The organism is Mesorhizobium sp. YIM 152430, assembly GCF_029210365.1.
Lineage (GTDB): Bacteria > Pseudomonadota > Alphaproteobacteria > Rhizobiales > Rhizobiaceae > Aliihoeflea.
The window spans coordinates 500,673-518,110 of sequence record NZ_JARGES010000043.1 but is presented as its reverse complement, the minus strand read 5'-3'; the positions used below and the strand labels follow the sequence as shown (position 1 = coordinate 518,110).

Genomic DNA, 17,438 nt, shown 5'->3' with positions numbered 1-17,438 from the left:
CGTCCTGTCCCAACAACGGAAGCCGAGATGGATGATGTGAGAGCGAACCTCGCTCACCCCTCGCCCGCGCAGACCGATGCGCCGGATGCCGACTGGTGGCGCGGTGCGGTGATCTACCAGATCTATCCGCGCTCCTTCCAAGATTCGAACGGAGACGGGATCGGCGACCTCGCCGGCATCGTGCGCCGCCTGCCGCATGTCGCCTCGCTCGGCGTCGACGCGATCTGGATCTCGCCCTTCTTCAAGTCGCCGATGCGCGATTTCGGCTACGACATATCGGACTATCGCGACGTCGACCCGATGTTCGGCACGCTCGACGATTTCGACGCGCTGATCGCCGAGGCGCACCGGCTCGGCATGAAAGTGATGATCGACCTCGTTCTTTCGCACACGGCGCTGGAGCATCCCTGGTTCCTCGAAAGCCGGGTGAACAAAACCAACCCCAAGGCGGACTGGTTCGTGTGGGCCGATCCGAAGCCGGATGGCACGCCGCCCAACAACTGGCTGTCGATGTTCGGCGGTTCGGCCTGGCAGTTCGATTCGCCCCGACGGCAATACTACCTGCACAACTTCCTCGCCGAGCAGCCGGACCTGAATTTTCACAATGCGGAGGTTCAGGGCGAACTGCTCGACATCGTGCGGTTCTGGCTGGAGCGGGGCGTCGACGGCTTCCGGCTCGACGTGATCAATTTCTACTTCCACTCGAAGGGGCTGGAGGACAATCCGCCGCTGCATGAGGATCACCGCAACGATTCCATCGCGCCGTCGGTGAACCCCTACAACTACCAGGACCATCTCTACGACAAGAGCCAGCCGGAGAACCTCGACTTCCTGCGGCGCTTCCGGGCGTTGCTCGACGAATATCCGGGCACGACGGCGGTGGGCGAGGTGGGCGATGCGCAGCGCGGGCTCGACATCGTCGCCGCCTATACGGCCGGCAACGAGCGCGTTCACATGTGCTACGCCTTCGACTTCCTCCAGCCGATGAAGATCACGGCGCCGAACGTGCGGCGCGTGCTGGAGGAATTCGAGACGGTGGCGCGGACGGGATGGTCGTGCTGGGCGTTCTCCAACCACGACGTGATGCGGCACGCCTCGCGCTGGGGCGAGGGCGAGGCCGATCCGGTCGCCTACAACAAGATCGTCTCGGCACTGCTGTTCTCGCTGCGTGGCTCGGTCTGCCTTTACCAGGGCGAGGAACTCGGCCTGCCGGAATCCGAGCTTGCCTTCGAGGATCTGCGCGACCCCTACGGCATCCGGTTCTGGCCCGAATATCGCGGCCGCGACGGCTGCCGCACGCCGATGGTCTGGGAAGAGGGCGACCATGCGTCGGGCTTTTCAGAGGCCGTGCCGTGGCTGCCAGTGGCACCGGCGCATGGACCGCTGTCGGTCTCCGCTCAGGTCGGGCGGCCGGATTCGGTGCTGGAGCACTATCGGCGGTTTCTGTCCTTCCGGCGCCGTCACAAGGCGCTGGTGAAGGGGTCGATCACCTTCCTCGTGGCGGAGGGGGACGCGCTGGTGTTCGAGCGGCGCGATGCGGAAGAGCGGATGCTTTGCGCGTTCAATCTCGGATCGGGATGGGTATCGCTGGCGGTGGAGGATTTGAAGCTTGCGGCATTGGACGAGCATGGGTTCGCCGGGACCTATGAGAAGAGCGAGATCAGGCTCGGGCCTTATGGGGCGTTTTTCGCCTCGATGGTCTGACGCGACCGGGCATCGCGCACCTGCGACCACGCAAACACAATGACGAAGACCGCCGACATGACGAGGACGATGGTCGGGGCGGGGGCGGAGTCGAGGAAGAAGGAGAGGTAGATGCCGGTCGCGGCCGAGAGGACCGCGATGATGGCGCTGGTGACGACCATCGAGCGGAACGTCCGTGTCAGAAGGAACGCAGTGGCGCCGGGGGCGATGAGGAAGGCGATGGCGAGGATGATGCCGACAGCTTGCAGACCACCGACGATGGTCAGCGAGAGCATCGTCAGGAGGCCGTAGTGCAGCAGCCGGACCTTGAGACCGACCGTGCGCGCGTGGCCGGGGTCGAAGGAGAACAGCATGAGATCGCGGCCGAAGACGATGAGGGCGAGAACGGTCGCGCCTGCGATGGCACCTGTTTCGGCAATGTCGCGCCAGATGGTGCCGAGGACGTCGCCGAAGAGGATGTGGTTCAGATGAACGCTCGTCTCGACCGCGACGAACATGACAAGGCCGAGACCGAACATGCCCGAGAAGACGACGCCCATGGCGGTGTCTTCCTTGATGCGCGAATTATCCTTCAGGAAGCCTGTGGCAATGGCGCAGAAGAGGCCGGCCGCGAAGGCGCCCGCCGCCAGCGGCAGGCCGGCGATATAGGCGAGGACGATGCCCGGCAGCACGGCATGGCTGATGGCGTCGCCCATCAGCGACCAGCCCTTGAGCACCAGATAGGGCGACAAAAGCCCCATCGGCAGAGCGACGAGCACCGCGATCACGATCGCCTGGACCATGAAGGGGAACTGGAACGGCAGCAAGAGCGTGTCGATCATAGGGTCCGCCCGCGTTCGAGGCGCGCCGCGCGGCGACCGGCGACAAGGCCATGTTTCGGCGCGAACAGGAAGGCGGCAATGAAGACGAGCATCTGGAGCACGACGATCACGCCGCCCGTCGCGCCGTCGAGATGGAAACTCGCATAGGCGCCGAGGAAACTGGTCAGCGAGCCGATGGCGACGGCGATGACGATGAGACGCGGAAAGCGGTCGGTCAGGAGATAGGCGGTGGCGCCCGGCGTCACCACCATCGCGATGACGAGGAAGGCGCCGACCGTCTGGAGCGCAGCGACCGTGGAGGCGGCAAGTAGCGTGAAGAAGACGGTCTTCAGGACATTCGGCCGGAGGCCGATCGAGCGCGCGTGATTCTCGTCGAAGAAAACGACCATCAGGTCGCGCCACTTGGCGATGAGGATCGCAAGCGAGATGCCGGAAATGAGGACGAGTTGGAACGTGTCGGCCGGCGTGATGGCGAGGATGTTGCCGAGGACGATTGTCTGGATCGAGACCGAAGCGGGCGAGAGCGAGATCATGAACAGGCCGAGGCCGAAGAAGGAGGTGAAGATCAGCCCGATCACCGCGTCCTGGCGCAGTCTGGTCTGCGCCGACAGGAACAGCATGGCGCCGGCGGCGAGCCCGCCGGAGAGGAACGCGCCTGCGGCGAAGGGCAGGCCGAGCATGTAGGCGCCGGCGACGCCGGGCACGATGGCATGACTGAGCGCGTCGCCGATGAGCGACCAGCCCTTGAGCATCAGATAGGCCGAAAGAAACGCGCAGGTGCCGCCGACCAGCGCGCTGACCCACATCGCATTGAAGATGTAGGCATAGGTGAAGGGCTCGACAATGGCCTGGATCATTCGTCGGCCCCGCGCATCTTTTTCGCCTCGTCGCCATAAAGCACGAAGGGGCGTTCGTCGTCGGTGAGGACGGTCACGCTGCGCGCATCGGCATCGTCGTGGAGGTCTGACCCGCCGAGGGTGAAGTGACGCAGCACGCCGCCGAATGCCTTTTGCAAATTCTCGTGGGTGAAGACCTGTTCGGTCGGACCGGCGGCGAGCACGGTCTTGTTCAACAGCACCGCGCGGTCGCAATATTCCGGCACAGAGCCGAGATTGTGGGTCGAGACCAGCATGATGCGGCCTTCGCCACGCAACTCCTGGAGGAGATTGATGATCGCCTCCTCGGTGGTGACGTCGACGCCGGTGAAGGGCTCGTCGAGCAGGATGACCTGGCCTTCCTGCGCCAGCGCGCGGGCGAGGAAGACGCGCTTCTTCTGGCCGCCGGACAGTTCGCCGATCTGGCGCTTGCGATAGGACGCCATGCCGACGCGCGCCAGCGCCGCGTCGACCATGCGCCGGTCTTCGCGAGAGGCGATGCGCAGGAAGCCCATATGGCCGTAGCGGCCCATCATGACGACGTCCTCGACGAGGACGGGGAAATTCCAGTCGACCTCCTCGGCCTGCGGGACATAGGCGACGATGTTGCGCTTCAGGGCGCGGCCGGCGGGTTCGCCCAGAATCGTGACGCGGCCGGAGCCCGACGGGACGAAGCCCATGATCGCCTTGAACAGCGTCGACTTGCCGGAGCCGTTGACGCCGACCAAGGCGGTGATGGTGCCGCGCGGAATGGCGAAGGACGCATCGCGCAGGGCGGTCTGGCCATTGCGATAGGTGACCGTCACATTTTCGATCGTGAGGCCGTCGCCGCCCTGGGGAGCGGGGACGGCGATCGGTTTTCGGCCTTCGACGTTCATTCCGACAGGCCCTTGACGATGGTTTCCGTGGTGACGCGCAGAAGATCGAGATAGGTCGGCACGGGACCGCCCTCCTCCGAAAGCGAATCGACATACAGGACGCCGCCATAGGCCGCGCCGGTCTCGCGGGCGACCTGTTCGGCCGGGGCGGACGAAACCGTGCTTTCGGAGAAGATCGCGGGAATGGAATTTTCGCGCATCGCGTCAATGACGCGGCGGATCTGCTGCGGCGTGCCCTGGGCGTCGGCGTTGATCGGCCAGAGATAAAGTTCCTTCAGGCCGAGATCGCGGGCGAGATAGGAAAACGCGCCCTCGCTGGTGACGAGCCAGCGGCGTTCATCTGGAATTTCGCCGAGCGCCTCACGCATCGGCGCGACCATCGCCTCGATCTTCACCTTGTATGCGTCCGCGTTGGCGCGATAGGTCGCGGCATTGTCGGGATCATGCGCGGCAAAGGCGGCGGCGATGTTGTCGATATAGATCAGGGCGTCGCTGTGCGACATCCAGGCATGGGGGTTCGGCTGGCCCTCATAGGGACCGCCGCCAATGCCCATCGGCTCGATGCCCTCCGTCACCACGACGCTCGGCACGTCGGACAGGTTGGCGAAAAAGCGCTCGAACCAGAGTTCGAGGTTGAGCCCGTTCCACAAGATCAGGTCGGCGTCCTGCGCGCGGACGAGATCGCGCGGGGTCGGCTGGTATTCATGGATTTCCGCACCGGGACGGGTGATCGATTCCACCACCGCGGCATCGCCGGCGACGTTGCGCGCCATGTCGGCGATGACGGTGAAGGTCGTCACGACCTTGAACCGGTCATCCTGAGCGTATGCAGGTGCCGTAGCGGCGATGAACGCCACGGCAAGGATGAGGCGGCACAGGATGGTCATGGAAGGGCTCCGGTCAGTTTGCATCGCGACATACGTAGCGTCACGCGAAACGGACGTCAATGCAATTGCAAATCGTTTGCAACTAAACATGTCAGTTGCGAAACGCGGTCTTTGCATCGCATTCCCAACTGCCGCATAATCAGGGGCATGAACGAGACGCTGCCGATCCGACCCGACTACGAAGGCGAGTTGCGCAAGGCGGGCGTGCGGATCACGCGGCCGCGCAAGGTGATCCTGTCGATCCTGGCCGATGCGGGCGACCACCCGGACGCGCTGGAGATCTTCAAGCGCGCGGTCGGAATCGATTCGGGGGTTTCGCTGTCGACCGTCTACCGGACGATGAAACTGCTGGAGGGCGTCGGCGCGATCCACCGCCATGCGTTCGAAGGCGGTCCGTCACGGTTCGAGCCGGCGGGGGTGGAGCATCACGACCATCTGATCGACCTCGACACGGGCGACGTGATCGAGTTCCATTCGGAAAGGATCGAGGAATTGCAGCAGGAGATCGCGCGCGAACTCGGCTATGAGATCGTGCATCACCGACTGGAGCTTTACGGGCGAAAGCGGCGGGCGAAGAAGACTTCGCGGGGCGGATAGCAATCTTCGGCGGCACGGAATGAGTCCCGGATAGCCGCTTTTCGCTTCGCTCAATGCGGCCTTCCGGGATGACGCCTTCTGACGGATCAAGCCGCCAGACAGGCGGCGCAGGTGCCGCGGATCTCGATCACCGTCTTGGACGGCTTGAAGCCGCGTTCGCGCGACCGCTCGGACAGGTGCTGCTGGACCATGGCGTCGGAAAACTCCTCGACCTGTCCGCATTTCTCGCAGATCGCAAAGGCGATGCTGCCATGGCCGTGGCACTGCGGATGGGCGCAAGCGACGAAGGAATTGATCGATTCCAGCCGGTGAATCAGCCCGTAATCGAGCAATTTGTCCAGCGCCCTATAGACTTGCAGGGGCGCACGGAAACCCCGATCCCGCAGCCGGTCGAGGATCGTATAGGCCGACAGCGGCCCGTCGGCCGCCGACAGCGCGCCCAGCACCATTTCCTGGTTCTTGGTCAGATCGTGTTGCGCACTCATCGCAGGACTCCTGCCGGGTGACGGTTGAAGGACAACAGGCTGAGCAGAAACAGCACAAGCGCGGCAACGACGATCGAGGGACCGGACGGCGTGTCGAAATGCAGCGAACCGTAGAGACCGCCGACGACCGCGACGACGCCGATCAGCGAGGCGAACAGGGCCATGCGCTCCGGCGTCGAGGAAAAGCGCCGTGCGGTCGCGGCCGGGATGATCAGCAACGAGGTGATCAGCAGGATGCCGACGATCTTCATCGCGATCGCAATGACGAGCGCCATCAGGAGCATGAAGACGAAGCGCGAGCGTTCGGGCGCCATGCCCTCGGCTTCGGCCAGTTCCTCATTCACCGTCGCCGCCAGAAGCGGCTTCCACAGCCAGGCCATCAGCCCGAGAATGATCGCACCGCCGCCATAGACGAAGGCGATGTCGGTCCGCGAGACGGCCAGAATGTCGCCGAAGAGAAAGCCCATCAAGTCGACGCGGACCCAGCTCATGAAGGCGACCATCACCAGTCCGAGCGCCAGCGTCGAATGCGACAGGATGCCGAGCAGCGCGTCGGTCGATAGCGCGCCGCGCCTTTGCAGCAGCAAAAGCGCGATGGAGACCAGCGATGCGACGAGGAAGACGCCCGCCATCAGATTGATCTGGAACAAAAAGGCGAGCGCGACTCCGAGCAGGGCCGAATGGGCCATCGTGTCGCCGAAATAGGCCATGCGCCGCCAGACGATGAAGCAGCCGAGCGGGCCGACGGTCAGCGCAAGGCCGATGCCGGCGATGAGGGCACGGGTGAAAAAACCGTCAAGCATCGCGATGTCCATGGGACCGTTCATGGGAATGGTCGTGCGCATGATCATGATGGCCATCGCCCGGATGGCAATGATCGGTAACCGTGCCGTCGCCATGGAGAACGCGGCCGTCCGCCAGATGGGTGTGGTCGTGGCGGTGGCGATAGATCGCCAGCGTCTCTGCCGCGCGCGCGCCGAAGAGCTTCAGATATTCCGGGCTCGCCACGACATTTTGCGGCGTGCCGCGACAGCAGACATGACCGTTGAGACAGATGACCGTATCGGTATCGGCCATGACGACATGCAGGTCGTGCGAAATCAGGAGGATGCCGCATCCCGTGCGGTCGCGAATGCGGCGGATGAGTTCGTAAAGCGCGACCTCGCCGGAAAAGTCGACGCCCTGAACGGGCTCGTCGAGCACCAGAAGGTCGGGATTGCGCACCATGGCGCGGGCGAGAAGCGTGCGCTGGAACTCGCCGCCGGAGAGCGTCTGCACCTCGGCTTTGGCAAGATGGGCGACGCCGGTCGCCTCCAGCGCTTCGGCGACCTGCATCGCGGAAGGCGTGCCGGTGAGCTTCATCAGGCGCTCGACCGTCAGGGGCAGCGTCCAGTCGATGGCAAGCCGCTGCGGCACATAGCCGACCTTGAGGCCGGGCTTGCGCGCGACCGCGCCTTCCTGCGGCTTCAGGATGCCGATCGCGGTCTTGGCCGTGGTGCTCTTGCCCGAGCCGTTCGGGCCGATGAGCGTGACGATCTCGCCGGGGCGAATTTCCATGTCCACGCCACGCACCAGCCAGCGGCCCGCGCGATGGACGCCTGCGCCGGTCATCCGCACCAGGGGATCGCCCGTCTTGTCGATCGTCTTCAGCATTCGCGTGTCTTTAGCGTTTTTCGTCCGGAACGGGTTGCCAGCCCGCTATATCCGACGTTATAGCGTTACGCAACGAATGTAATACCATAACAGCCATGAGGAGCATCCCGCATGAAGAGATTTCGCACAGCCCTTTTTGCCGGGACCGCCTTGACGATCGTTTCGGCGGCACCGGCGGTGGCGCTCGACGGCGTGGTCGCCTCGATCAAGCCCGTCCATTCGCTGGTGGCCGCCGTGATGGGCGATGTCGGCGCGCCGTCGCTGCTCGTCTCCGGCGCGGGTTCGCCGCACACCTATTCGATGCGTCCCTCCGAAGCGCAGATGCTGGAAAGCGCCTCGTTGATCTTCTGGGTCGGTCACGATCTGGAAATGTTCCTCGACGGCCCGCTCGACACGCTGGCCGGCAATGCGACAGTCGTCGAACTCGGCGAGGCGGACGGATTGACGCGGCTTGCCTATCGCGAGGGCGGTCCGTTCGAGAGCCACGAGCACGACCATGAGGCGGAAGCCGAAGGCGAACACGATCCTGCTCATGAATCGGCATCGCACGACGCCGACGACGCACATGATCATGCCCACGAGCACGAAGAGGCGGCCGCCGAAAGCGACCACGCTCATGAGCATGAAGACGACGAGGCCGAGGCGGCCGAGGCTGCTCATTCGCATGAGCACGCCCATGAAGACGAGGCCGATGCCGGCGGCGCGCACGACCACGCACATGAGGCCGAGGCCGGCCATGCACATGGCGCCTACGACATGCATTTCTGGCTCGACCCGGAAAACGCCAAGGTCATGGTGCGCGAGATCGAGGCGGCCCTGAGTGCGGCCGATCCGGATAACGCGCAGACCTACGCCGCCAATGCGGCCGCGACGACGGAACGGCTGGACGTTCTTCTGACCGAGACGCAGGCGGCAATAGACAATGTCGACAATCGCGGTTTCATCGTCTTTCACGACGCCTACCAGTACTACGAAAATCGATTTGGGATCGAGGCTGCCGGATCGATCACCGTGAGCCCGGAAGTCATGCCCGGCGCGCAGCGCCTCACGGACATCCAGGAGCGGGTGCGCGAACTCGGCGCGGCCTGCGTCTTCTCCGAACCGCAGTTCGAGCCGCGGCTGGTCTCCGTCATCACCGAAGGAACCGAGGCGAAAGCCGGCGTGCTCGATCCGCTGGGTGCCGATCTGGAAGAAGGAGCGGAACTCTATTTCGAGCTGATCGGCAATCTCACGACCTCCCTGACGACCTGTCTCAGCGAAAGCTGAGCCTGTCCGTCTCTACGAGTGGGGGCGGACCGCTGGCCCGCCCCCTTCTCTTTGCCCTTCGATGTTACACTATAACATGGAGCCCGCCTTGGCCCACGATCACCGCCTGCCCGTCACCGTGCTTTCCGGCTTTCTCGGCGCCGGCAAGACGACGCTTCTGAATCACGTCCTCAACAATCGCGAGGGTCGGCGCGTCGCCGTCATCGTCAACGACATGAGCGAGGTGAACATCGATGCCGCCCTGGTGCGCGACGGCGGCGCAAATCTGTCGCGCACGGACGAAAAGCTGGTCGAGATGACCAATGGCTGCATCTGCTGCACCTTGCGCGACGATCTCCTGGCCGAAGTGCGGCGGCTTGCAGCCGAGGGCCGATTCGACAATCTTCTGATCGAATCGACCGGGGTTTCAGAACCGCTGCCCGTGGCCGCGACTTTCGAGTTCCGCGACGAGGCAGGGGAAAGCCTCTCAGACATCGCGCGGCTCGACACGATGGTGACCGTGGTCGACGCAGCCAATCTCCTGAAGGATTATTCGTCCTCCGATTTCCTGCGCGACCGTGGCGAGACGGCCGGCGCGGGCGACGATCGCACGCTGGTCGACCTGCTCGTCGAGCAGATCGAATTCGCCGACACGATCGTCCTCAACAAGATCGGCAGCGCCAGAGCGGGTGAACTGGACATGGCACGCAGCATCATCCGCGCGCTGAACCCCGATGCCCATGTGATCGAAACGGATTTCGCGCGCGTCGGCCTCGGCGATGTTCTCGACACCGGCCGCTTCGACTTCGCCAAGGCCGAGACGCATCCGCTGTGGTTCAAGGAACTGAACGGCTTTGCCGACCATGTGCCCGAGACCGAGGAATATGGCGTGCGCTCCTTCGTTTATCGCGCACGGCGGCCGTTCCAGCCGGCGAAACTGAAGGAATTCGTCAATCGTGAATGGCCGGGCGTGATCCGCGCCAAAGGATTCTTCTGGCTGGCGACGCGGCCCGATTTCGTAGGCGAGATCAGCCAGGCCGGCGCGCTGGTGCGCACGCAAAAGCGGGGCTGGTGGTGGGCGGCGGTGCCCAAGGCGCGCTGGCCGAACGATCCCGACTGGCACGCCGCCATGGCGAACTATCTCGACCCCGTCTGGGGCGACCGGCGGCAGGAGATCGTGTTCATCGGCACCCATCCGATGAACGAGGTGCGCATCAAGGCGGAACTCGATGCCTGCCTCGTCGACGCGCCGATCTTCATGCCAGACCTGTGGAAGGGGTTGCCCGATCCGTTCCCGAGCTGGACGCGGCCGGCAGCTTAGCCGTCCTCGAAACCCTGCAGAACGCCGACCGCGTTGACGGCGATTTCTGCGACGGCGTAGCCGCCTTCCATCACAAAGAGCGTCGGCAGGCCGAGAGCCGCGAGGCGGCGGCCGATCTTCGGATAGTCGCCCGTCGTCAGCCTGAATTTCGAGATCGGGTCCTTCTCGAACGTGTCGACGCCGAGGGACACGATGACGACATCCGGCGCATAGGCCGCGAGCCGGCGACAAGCTTCTTCCAGCGCCTCGGCCCACTCATCGTAGGTCGTGCCGAAGGGCATCGGGAAATTGTGGTTGAAACCTGCGCCAGCACCCGCGCCCGTCTCGTCGGCATGGCCGAGGAAGAAGGGATATTCGACCAGCGGATCGGCATGGAGGTTGATGACCTGCACGTCGGCGCGGGCATAGAAGATTTCCTGCGTGCCATTGCCGTGGTGGTAATCGACGTCGAGGATGGCGACGCGGCTGGCGCCATTGTCGAGAAACCGTTGAGCGGCGACGGCGGCGTTGTTGATGAAGCAGTAGCCGCCCATGAAGTTCGACCCGGCATGATGGCCGGGCGGACGGCAGAGCGCGAAGGCGGCGCGCTCGCCCGCCTGAACCAAACCAGCCGCCGTCAGCGCCGTGTCGTGCGAAGACTTGACCGCATCCCAGGTGCCTTTGACGAAGGTCGCGCCGCCGTCGAAGGAATAGAAGCCAAGGCGCGCATCGATCTTCTTCGGCTCGACATCGCCGCGCAGGCCGCGCGTCGGCCATGTGAAGGGGATCGCGGTGCCGGCGCGGCCGGTCTTTTCCCATTCGGGATAGACCTGCGGCAGAAAATCGATGAAGGCCGGACTGTGAACCTTCTTTGCCGTCTCCAGATCTTGCGCATCCGGCTCGGATATCGAACCCAGGCCGACCTCTTCGATCCGCGCCCTGATGAATTCGGCGCGCGACGGCATCTCGAAAGCCGGCACGATTGCGCCGTCGATCAATTCGAGATTGCCGGAATGGCCGGCATGACGTGGGGAGAAGACGGTTTTCATGAACGATCCTCGGCTTGCGGTTCGGCAAAACTAACCGCGGCAGGCTCGACCTGCCAACCGCGCAACTGTGGGCCAGACGTGAAAAAGGCCCCGCCCGAAAGCGGAGCCTTCTGCCGGACCAGGTCCGCTCAGTCGCGAGCGGTCCAGTCGTCGTATTACTGGCATCGATGGTCCGAAAATCGGCAGCCCTTTTCGATAAGATGCCTGGGCGATCAGTGGCGGGCCGACCAGTCGTCGATCTCGCGTTCGGCTTCTTCCTGGCTCTTGCCGTAATGAGCCTGGATCTTTCCTGCCAGTTCCTTGCGATTGCCCTTGATCACATCGAGATCGTCATTGGTGAGCTTGCCCCATTGCTGCTGGGCCTTGCCCTTGAACTGCTCCCAATTGCCTTCGATCTGATTCCAATTCATGGCCAAATTCCTTCCTCGTTCTGCACCTTGGTGACGGATTTGCTGCCGTCCTGCTCAGCTAACGTGGAAGGGTGAAAGCGGTTCCGTTTCCCGTGGCTTGCACAAGGGGGCGGCTCGGCGCATATTCCATAACAGTTATCGAAAGGAAGATCGCCATGGCCGTCAGCGCCGAACTTGGAACGCATCTCGAGCAATTCGTCGCAAAGCTGGTGAGTTCTGGACGCTACAATTCGAAAAGCGAAGTCTTGCGTGACGGGCTGCGCCTGCTGGAAGAGCGGGAGGCAAAGCTTGCCGTGCTCGATGCGATGGTCGCGGAGGGGCTGGCGGATATCGACGCCGGCCGCGTTCACGACGCGGAAGACGTGTTCGACGAACTGGAGGCCGAAATCCGGGCACTGGCCGTGTCCCGCTCGTGAAGGTCGTCATCTCGGCAGCGGCCAGAGCGGATATCCGCCAGATCGGCCTATGGATTGCGCGTTCTAACCCGGTTCGGTCGCTCACCTTCGTTGCCGAACTGCGATCGGCTTGTCTCGGGTTGGCAACGCTGACTGAACGCTTCCAGCTTGTTCCCCGTTATGAAAAACGCGGTATTCGTCGCAGGGTCCACGGCAACTACCTCATCCTCTACGAAGTCGATCCTGTGCATGTTCGCGTGGTTCGCGTGATCCATGGCGCGACGGATTACCGGCACCTTCTCGGCGACTCTTCTCATTCATGAAAAACCCCGCCGGATCGCTCCGGCGGGGTTTTTCATCCGTTCAACGAAACCAAGCGGCCTAGTTGTCGGTGTTCTGCTTCTTCAGCGCGGCGCCGAGAATGTCGCCGAGCGAAGCGCCCGAATCGGTCGAACCGTACTGGGCGACCGCTTCCTTCTCCTCGGCGATTTCGAGCGCCTTGATGGAGACGGAGAGGCGACGGGTCTTCTTGTCGAACTGCGTGACGCGCGCATCGACCTTCTGGCCGACCGAGAAGCGCTCGGGGCGCTGCTCGTCGCGGTCGCGCGATAGGTCCGAGCGCTTCACGAAGCTCTCGATGTCGTGGTCGACGAGGTTGACCTCGATGCCACCGTCCTTGATGGCGGTGACCTCACAGGTGACGATCGCGCCCTTGCGCAGTTCGCCGGAAGCGGCGGCATCGCCGATCGCATCCTTGCCAAGCTGCTTTATGCCGAGCGAGATGCGCTCCTTCTCGATGTCGACGTCGAGAACCTGCGCCTGCACCATGTCGCCGCGGTTGTACTCCTCGATGACCTGCTCGCCCGGACGCGTCCAGTCGAGATCGGAGAGGTGAACCATGCCGTCGACATCGCCTTCGAGACCGATGAACAGGCCGAATTCGGTCTTGTTCTTGACCTCGCCCTCGACCAGCGAACCGGACGGATAGGTGCGGGCGAACACTTCCCAAGGATTCTCGAGCGTCTGCTTGAGACCGAGCGAAATGCGGCGCTTCTGCGGGTCGACTTCGAGCACGACCACGTCGACTTCCTGAGTCGTCGACAGGATCTTGCCGGGGTGGACGTTCTTCTTGGTCCAGGACATCTCGGAGACGTGGATGAGGCCTTCGATGCCCGGTTCCAGCTCGACGAACGCTCCGTAGTCGGTGATGTTCGTGACCTTGCCGGTGACGCGCTTGCCGATCGGATAGCGCGTGCCGATGCCTTCCCACGGATCTGCCTCGAGCTGCTTCATGCCGAGCGAGATGCGGTGGGTTTCCTGATTGATGCGGATGATCTGGACCTTGACGGTCTGGCCGATCGACAGGATTTCCGTCGGGTGGTTGACGCGGCGCCAGGCCATGTCGGTGACGTGCAGCAGGCCGTCGATGCCGCCGAGGTCGACGAACGCACCATAGTCGGTGATGTTCTTGACGACGCCTTCGACGACCTGACCCTCTTCGAGGTTCTGGACGATCTCCGAACGCTGCTCGGCGCGGCTCTCTTCAAGCACGGTGCGGCGCGAGACGACGATGTTGCCGCGGCGCTTGTCCATCTTGAGGATTTCAAAGGGCTGCGGGTTGTGCATCAGCGGCGTGACGTCGCGGATCGGGCGGATGTCCACCTGCGAACGCGGCAGGAAGGCCACGGCACCGTCGAGATCGACCGTGAAACCGCCCTTGACCTGATTGAAGATGATGCCTTCGACGCGCTCGCCGGCCTCGAACTTGGCTTCGAGCTTGACCCAGCTTTCCTCGCGGCGCGCCTTGTCGCGCGACAGCATGGCTTCGCCCAGCGCATTCTCGATGCGCTCGACATAGACTTCGACTTCGTCGCCGACCTTGAGTTGCCCGTCCTTGGCCTTGGCGCCGAATTCCTTCAGCGGGACGCGACCTTCGACCTTCAGGCCGACGTCGATGATGGCCATGTCCTTTTCGATGGCCGTGACGAGACCCTTGACGACGGAACCTTCGGCCGAATGGCTCTCGGAGAACGACTCCTCGAGAAGGCTGGCGAAATCGTCACGGGTGGGGTTTGCGTTTGACATTTAAGCTCCTGGAAGCTCGGGCATGACCTCGAGCGGCGCCGGGGTTGGTGTTGACATGACCTTTCGTCGCATCGACCTTCAATGGTCGAAATTTCGGCGCAGGATGCGACGCGGCCGGTTCGTATCAAAAACCGAATGCCCGCGATCGCGACCCTTGCGGTTGCGAGGCAGGCCGTCCGGTCTTCAGGACTTCGTCCGGGAAGCGAGCCGATCGTCGATCAGGGATTTCGCCGCCTGGAAGGCCGCTTCTATATCCATTTGCGTCGTGTCGAGCAAGTGCGCGTCGTCGGCGGGCTTCAAGGGCGAATCGGTGCGGCCCATGTCGCGGGCGTCGCGGCGGGCGATGTCGGCCAGAACGTCGTCATAGGAGACGTCCGGTGCGTCCTGGTGGCGGCGCAACGCGCGGGCTTCCGGAGAGGCGGTGACATAGAGCTTCACGTCGGCATCCGGGCAGACGACCGTGCCGATGTCGCGCCCGTCGAGCACGGCGCCGGGTGGGGTCGAAGCGAAATCGCGCTGCTTGGCGACGAGCGCACGGCGCACGGCCGGCATGACCGCGACGCGCGAGGCCGCCTCGCCGACGCCGTATTCGGAAAGCTGATGGCGGTCGAGCGCCGACAAGTCGAGCGCCGCAGCAACCTGCTCGGCCAAGTTTTCGTCGTCGAGGGACAAATCCTCCAGCAACAGAGCGCGGGCGACGGCGCGATAGGTCAGGCCGGTGTCCAGGTGCGGCAGGCCGTAATGGTCGGCAAGGCGACGCGCGAGCGTGCCCTTGCCGGACGCGGCGGGGCCGTCGATCGCGATGACGAGCAGATCGGTCAGGCCGGTCATTCGATTTCCGCGCCTAGCGACGCCATCAGGCTCATGAATTCGGGGAAGCTCGTCGCGATCATCGCGCGGTCGTCGACGGTGACGGGCTTTTCGGCGGCAAGGCCCATGACGAGGAAGGACATGGCGATGCGGTGGTCGAGATGGGTCCGGACGATGCCGCCGCCAAGACCCTTGCCGCTGGGACGGCCGGTGACGCGCAGGAAATCGTGCCCCTCGACGCAAGAAACGCCATTGACCTTGAGCCCGTCGGCGGTCGCCGTCAGCCGGTCGCTTTCCTTCACGCGGAGTTCGTCGACGCCCTCCATCACGGTCTCGCCCTCGGCAAGGGACGCGGCAACGGCGAGGACGGGATACTCGTCGATCATGAACGGCGCGCGGGCTGGCGGGACGGTCACGCCCTTGAGCTCGGAATGGCGCACGCGCAGGTCCGCGACATCCTCGCCGCCGGCATCGCGGCGGTTCAGAAGCTCGATCGAGGCGCCCATTTCGAGGAGCGTTTCGATCAGGCCGGTTCGCGTCGGGTTCATCAGGACGTTCTCGATCGTCACGTCAGAGCCGGGAACGATCAGCGCGGCGACGAGCGGAAAGGCGGCGGAGGACGGATCGCCAGGAACGGCGATGGTGCGTCCCGTCAGCTTGCTCTCGCCGACGAGGCGGATGTGCCGGACGCCCTGCGCATCGGTCTCGACGTCGAGTTCGGCGCCGAATCCCTTCAGCATCTTCTCCGTATGGTCGCGCGTCATCACTGGCTCGATGACCGTGGTGATGCCCGGCGTGTTGAGACCGGCGAGAAGCACGGCGGACTTGACCTGCGCCGACGCCATGGGCACGCGATAGGTGATCGGGGCGGCGCGTTTCGGGCCGCGCAAGGTGAGCGGCATACGATCGCCTTCTGCCGAAGACACGATCTGCGTGCCGAATTCGCGCAACGGGTCGAGCACGCGCTTCATCGGCCGCTTCGACAGGCTCTCGTCGCCGATGAAGGTCGTTTCCATGTCGTAGGTCCCGACAAGGCCCATGGTCAGACGCGAACCGGTTCCGGCATTGCCGAAATCGAGCGGGGCCTCTGCTTCCAGCAGTGCGCCATTGCCGGTGCCACTGACGATCCACTCGCTTCCGGTTTTCGCGATTGCGGCACCCATCGCCTTCATCGCCTCGCCTGTGCGCAGCACGTCCTCGCCTTCCAGAAGACCGGTGATGCGCGTCTGGCCGGCTGCCAGGCCGCCGAACATCAAGGAGCGGTGAGAGATCGATTTGTCGCCCGGGACACGCACCGTTCCGGCAAGCGGATGAGCGGCGCGGGCGGTCGCTGGTTTCGGCTGGGTTCGTACAGACATGCGAGGCTCTTGCGGACAGACGTGGCGCGGACGCCGGACAGACGGGATGGCGGCTTCCTAACACGCGCTTTCGCGCTGGTCATCCCTGCGCGACCCGGCGCGTCGATTGCTGGTTGACATAGGCTTTGACAGCCGGTCATTCAGTGTTTATGGGGACCGCACTTTTCATCCGAACGCGACCGTTTTTGCCCGTCCCGAAGATCGGGAGCATCTGGCGGCGCCGAAGCCCGAAGACACGATGAGGCTCACCGTGGCTAAACCCGAACTTGGCACCAAGCGCATCTGCCCCGAGACGGGCCGGAAATTCTATGATCTGAATAAGGATCCGGTCGTTTCTCCCTATACCGGCCAGTCCTATCCACGCTCCTATTTCGAGAGCGGCTCGCCGGCCGAGGATGAGGAAGAGATCGAAGAGAAGGAAGTCGACGAGGTCGAGGAGGGCGACGTCGACACGGTTTCGCTCGAGGAAGCCGACGAGGAAATCAAGGGCGGCTCCGACGTTTCCGATGCCGACGACGATGAGGACGATGTCGATCTCGACGATGATGACGACACCTTCCTCGCCGACGACGATGACGAGGACGAGGACGGCCTCGACGACATCATCGGCGTCGGTGACGACGACGACGACGCCTGACGCCACGTCGTTTGCCCGAAGCCTTCGTTCTCGCGCTTTTGGGCTTGCAATCGATCCGGGGCGGCGCTAGAAGCCGCCTCGCACCGGCAGATACCGTCGGTCTGGGGCCATAGCTCAGCTGGGAGAGCGCCTGCATGGCATGCAGGAGGTCAGCGGTTCGATCCCGCTTGGCTCCACCATTTCTTCTATCTAACGGCAGTTCGCTTTGCTCACGCGTCCGATAGGGCGGGCGAAAGCCCGGGCCGCAGT

Annotated in this window: 19 protein-coding genes and 1 tRNA gene; 8 read left to right on the top strand and 12 right to left on the bottom strand. The window is 63.9% G+C overall.

Annotated elements, in window-relative coordinates:
- Positions 1 to 27 precede the first annotated feature (27 nt).
- Positions 28 to 1,704 (top strand): alpha-glucosidase, encoded by a 1,677-nt coding sequence (locus tag PZ895_RS14805; protein WP_275839738.1) that lies wholly within the window; start codon positions 28 to 30, stop codon positions 1,702 to 1,704.
- On the opposite strand, the gene PZ895_RS14800 is transcribed toward PZ895_RS14805, so the two are convergent.
- Genes PZ895_RS14800 through PZ895_RS14785 form a run of 4 tightly spaced genes read right to left on the bottom strand, consistent with a single transcriptional unit; the run spans position 1,674 to position 5,165 of the window.
- Positions 1,674 to 2,525 carry a metal ABC transporter permease gene (locus tag PZ895_RS14800; protein ID WP_275839737.1) on the bottom strand — a complete coding sequence of 284 codons (852 nt, stop codon included), beginning with the start codon at positions 2,523 to 2,525 and terminating at the stop codon, positions 1,674 to 1,676. The two genes, PZ895_RS14805 and PZ895_RS14800, sit on opposite strands and share 31 nt — an antisense overlap.
- Positions 2,522 to 3,382 (bottom strand): metal ABC transporter permease, encoded by an 861-nt coding sequence (locus PZ895_RS14795; RefSeq protein WP_275839736.1) that lies wholly within the window; start codon positions 3,380 to 3,382, stop codon positions 2,522 to 2,524. The genes PZ895_RS14800 and PZ895_RS14795 overlap by 4 nt, the downstream gene beginning before the upstream one ends.
- Entirely contained in the window at positions 3,379 to 4,278 is a 900-nt protein-coding gene (locus PZ895_RS14790; protein ID WP_275839735.1) for a manganese/iron ABC transporter ATP-binding protein, read from the bottom strand. Before PZ895_RS14790 ends, PZ895_RS14795 begins: the two co-directional genes overlap by 4 nt.
- Complete coding sequence (locus PZ895_RS14785) at positions 4,275 to 5,165, bottom strand: metal ABC transporter substrate-binding protein (RefSeq protein ID WP_275839734.1); 891 nt, start codon at positions 5,163 to 5,165, stop codon at positions 4,275 to 4,277. The genes PZ895_RS14790 and PZ895_RS14785 overlap by 4 nt, the downstream gene beginning before the upstream one ends.
- Before the next feature lie 147 nt (positions 5,166 to 5,312).
- On the opposite strand from PZ895_RS14785, the gene PZ895_RS14780 reads away from it, so the two are divergent.
- The gene (locus PZ895_RS14780; protein ID WP_275839733.1) at positions 5,313 to 5,762 is read left to right on the top strand and encodes a Fur family transcriptional regulator; all 450 of its coding nucleotides are present in this window, start codon (positions 5,313 to 5,315) and stop codon (positions 5,760 to 5,762) included.
- Between the two features lie 86 nt (positions 5,763 to 5,848).
- Here PZ895_RS14780 and PZ895_RS14775 read toward each other — a convergent pair whose 3' ends face one another.
- From PZ895_RS14775 to PZ895_RS14765, 3 genes are read right to left on the bottom strand one after another with little or no spacing between them, the layout of a single operon-like run.
- Positions 5,849 to 6,247 carry a Fur family transcriptional regulator gene (locus PZ895_RS14775; RefSeq protein WP_275839732.1) on the bottom strand — a complete coding sequence of 133 codons (399 nt, stop codon included), beginning with the start codon at positions 6,245 to 6,247 and terminating at the stop codon, positions 5,849 to 5,851.
- The gene (znuB, locus tag PZ895_RS14770) at positions 6,244 to 7,050 is read right to left on the bottom strand and encodes a zinc ABC transporter permease subunit ZnuB (protein WP_275839731.1); all 807 of its coding nucleotides are present in this window, start codon (positions 7,048 to 7,050) and stop codon (positions 6,244 to 6,246) included. The genes PZ895_RS14775 and znuB overlap by 4 nt, the downstream gene beginning before the upstream one ends.
- The gene (locus PZ895_RS14765) at positions 7,043 to 7,900 is read right to left on the bottom strand and encodes a metal ABC transporter ATP-binding protein (protein ID WP_275839730.1); all 858 of its coding nucleotides are present in this window, start codon (positions 7,898 to 7,900) and stop codon (positions 7,043 to 7,045) included. The genes znuB and PZ895_RS14765 overlap by 8 nt, the downstream gene beginning before the upstream one ends.
- A gap of 111 nt (positions 7,901 to 8,011) precedes the next feature.
- On the opposite strand from PZ895_RS14765, the gene PZ895_RS14760 reads away from it, so the two are divergent.
- On the top strand, positions 8,012 to 9,166 hold the full coding sequence (locus PZ895_RS14760; RefSeq protein ID WP_275839729.1) for a zinc ABC transporter substrate-binding protein: 1,155 nt from the start codon (positions 8,012 to 8,014) through the stop codon (positions 9,164 to 9,166).
- Between the two features lie 88 nt (positions 9,167 to 9,254).
- Entirely contained in the window at positions 9,255 to 10,466 is a 1,212-nt protein-coding gene (gene zigA / locus PZ895_RS14755) for a zinc metallochaperone GTPase ZigA (RefSeq protein ID WP_275839728.1), read from the top strand.
- On the opposite strand, the gene PZ895_RS14750 is transcribed toward zigA, so the two are convergent.
- Positions 10,463 to 11,494 carry a histone deacetylase family protein gene (locus PZ895_RS14750; protein WP_275839727.1) on the bottom strand — a complete coding sequence of 344 codons (1,032 nt, stop codon included), beginning with the start codon at positions 11,492 to 11,494 and terminating at the stop codon, positions 10,463 to 10,465. The two genes, zigA and PZ895_RS14750, sit on opposite strands and share 4 nt — an antisense overlap.
- 212 nt (positions 11,495 to 11,706) lie before the next feature.
- A complete protein-coding gene (locus PZ895_RS14745; RefSeq protein ID WP_275839726.1) occupies positions 11,707 to 11,904 on the bottom strand; it encodes a CsbD family protein in 198 nt (65 codons plus the stop codon).
- A gap of 155 nt (positions 11,905 to 12,059) precedes the next feature.
- Here PZ895_RS14745 and PZ895_RS14740 point away from each other — a divergent pair, with 155 nt between their 5' ends.
- Positions 12,060 to 12,320: a type II toxin-antitoxin system ParD family antitoxin gene (locus PZ895_RS14740; protein ID WP_275839725.1), complete on the top strand. Its 261-nt coding sequence runs from the start codon at positions 12,060 to 12,062 to the stop codon at positions 12,318 to 12,320.
- The gene (locus PZ895_RS14735) at positions 12,317 to 12,622 is read left to right on the top strand and encodes a type II toxin-antitoxin system RelE/ParE family toxin (protein ID WP_275839724.1); all 306 of its coding nucleotides are present in this window, start codon (positions 12,317 to 12,319) and stop codon (positions 12,620 to 12,622) included. The genes PZ895_RS14740 and PZ895_RS14735 overlap by 4 nt, the downstream gene beginning before the upstream one ends.
- Positions 12,623 to 12,680: 58 nt before the next feature.
- On the opposite strand, the gene rpsA is transcribed toward PZ895_RS14735, so the two are convergent.
- From rpsA to aroA, 3 genes are all read right to left on the bottom strand, one after another.
- Positions 12,681 to 14,384 carry a 30S ribosomal protein S1 gene (gene rpsA, locus PZ895_RS14730; RefSeq protein WP_275839723.1) on the bottom strand — a complete coding sequence of 568 codons (1,704 nt, stop codon included), beginning with the start codon at positions 14,382 to 14,384 and terminating at the stop codon, positions 12,681 to 12,683.
- Positions 14,385 to 14,567: 183 nt separating this feature from the next.
- Positions 14,568 to 15,215, bottom strand: a complete 648-nt coding sequence (gene cmk / locus PZ895_RS14725) for a (d)CMP kinase (RefSeq protein ID WP_275839722.1) — start codon at positions 15,213 to 15,215, stop codon at positions 14,568 to 14,570.
- Positions 15,212 to 16,552 (bottom strand): 3-phosphoshikimate 1-carboxyvinyltransferase, encoded by a 1,341-nt coding sequence (aroA, locus tag PZ895_RS14720; protein WP_275839721.1) that lies wholly within the window; start codon positions 16,550 to 16,552, stop codon positions 15,212 to 15,214. Before aroA ends, cmk begins: the two co-directional genes overlap by 4 nt.
- A 250-nt stretch (positions 16,553 to 16,802) precedes the next feature.
- On the opposite strand from aroA, the gene PZ895_RS14715 reads away from it, so the two are divergent.
- Positions 16,803 to 17,189: a TIGR02300 family protein gene (locus PZ895_RS14715; protein ID WP_275839818.1), complete on the top strand. Its 387-nt coding sequence runs from the start codon at positions 16,803 to 16,805 to the stop codon at positions 17,187 to 17,189.
- A 103-nt stretch (positions 17,190 to 17,292) separates the two neighbouring features.
- Positions 17,293 to 17,368: transfer RNA gene (locus PZ895_RS14710), tRNA-Ala, on the top strand.
- The last annotated feature ends 70 nt before the right edge of the window (positions 17,369 to 17,438 follow it).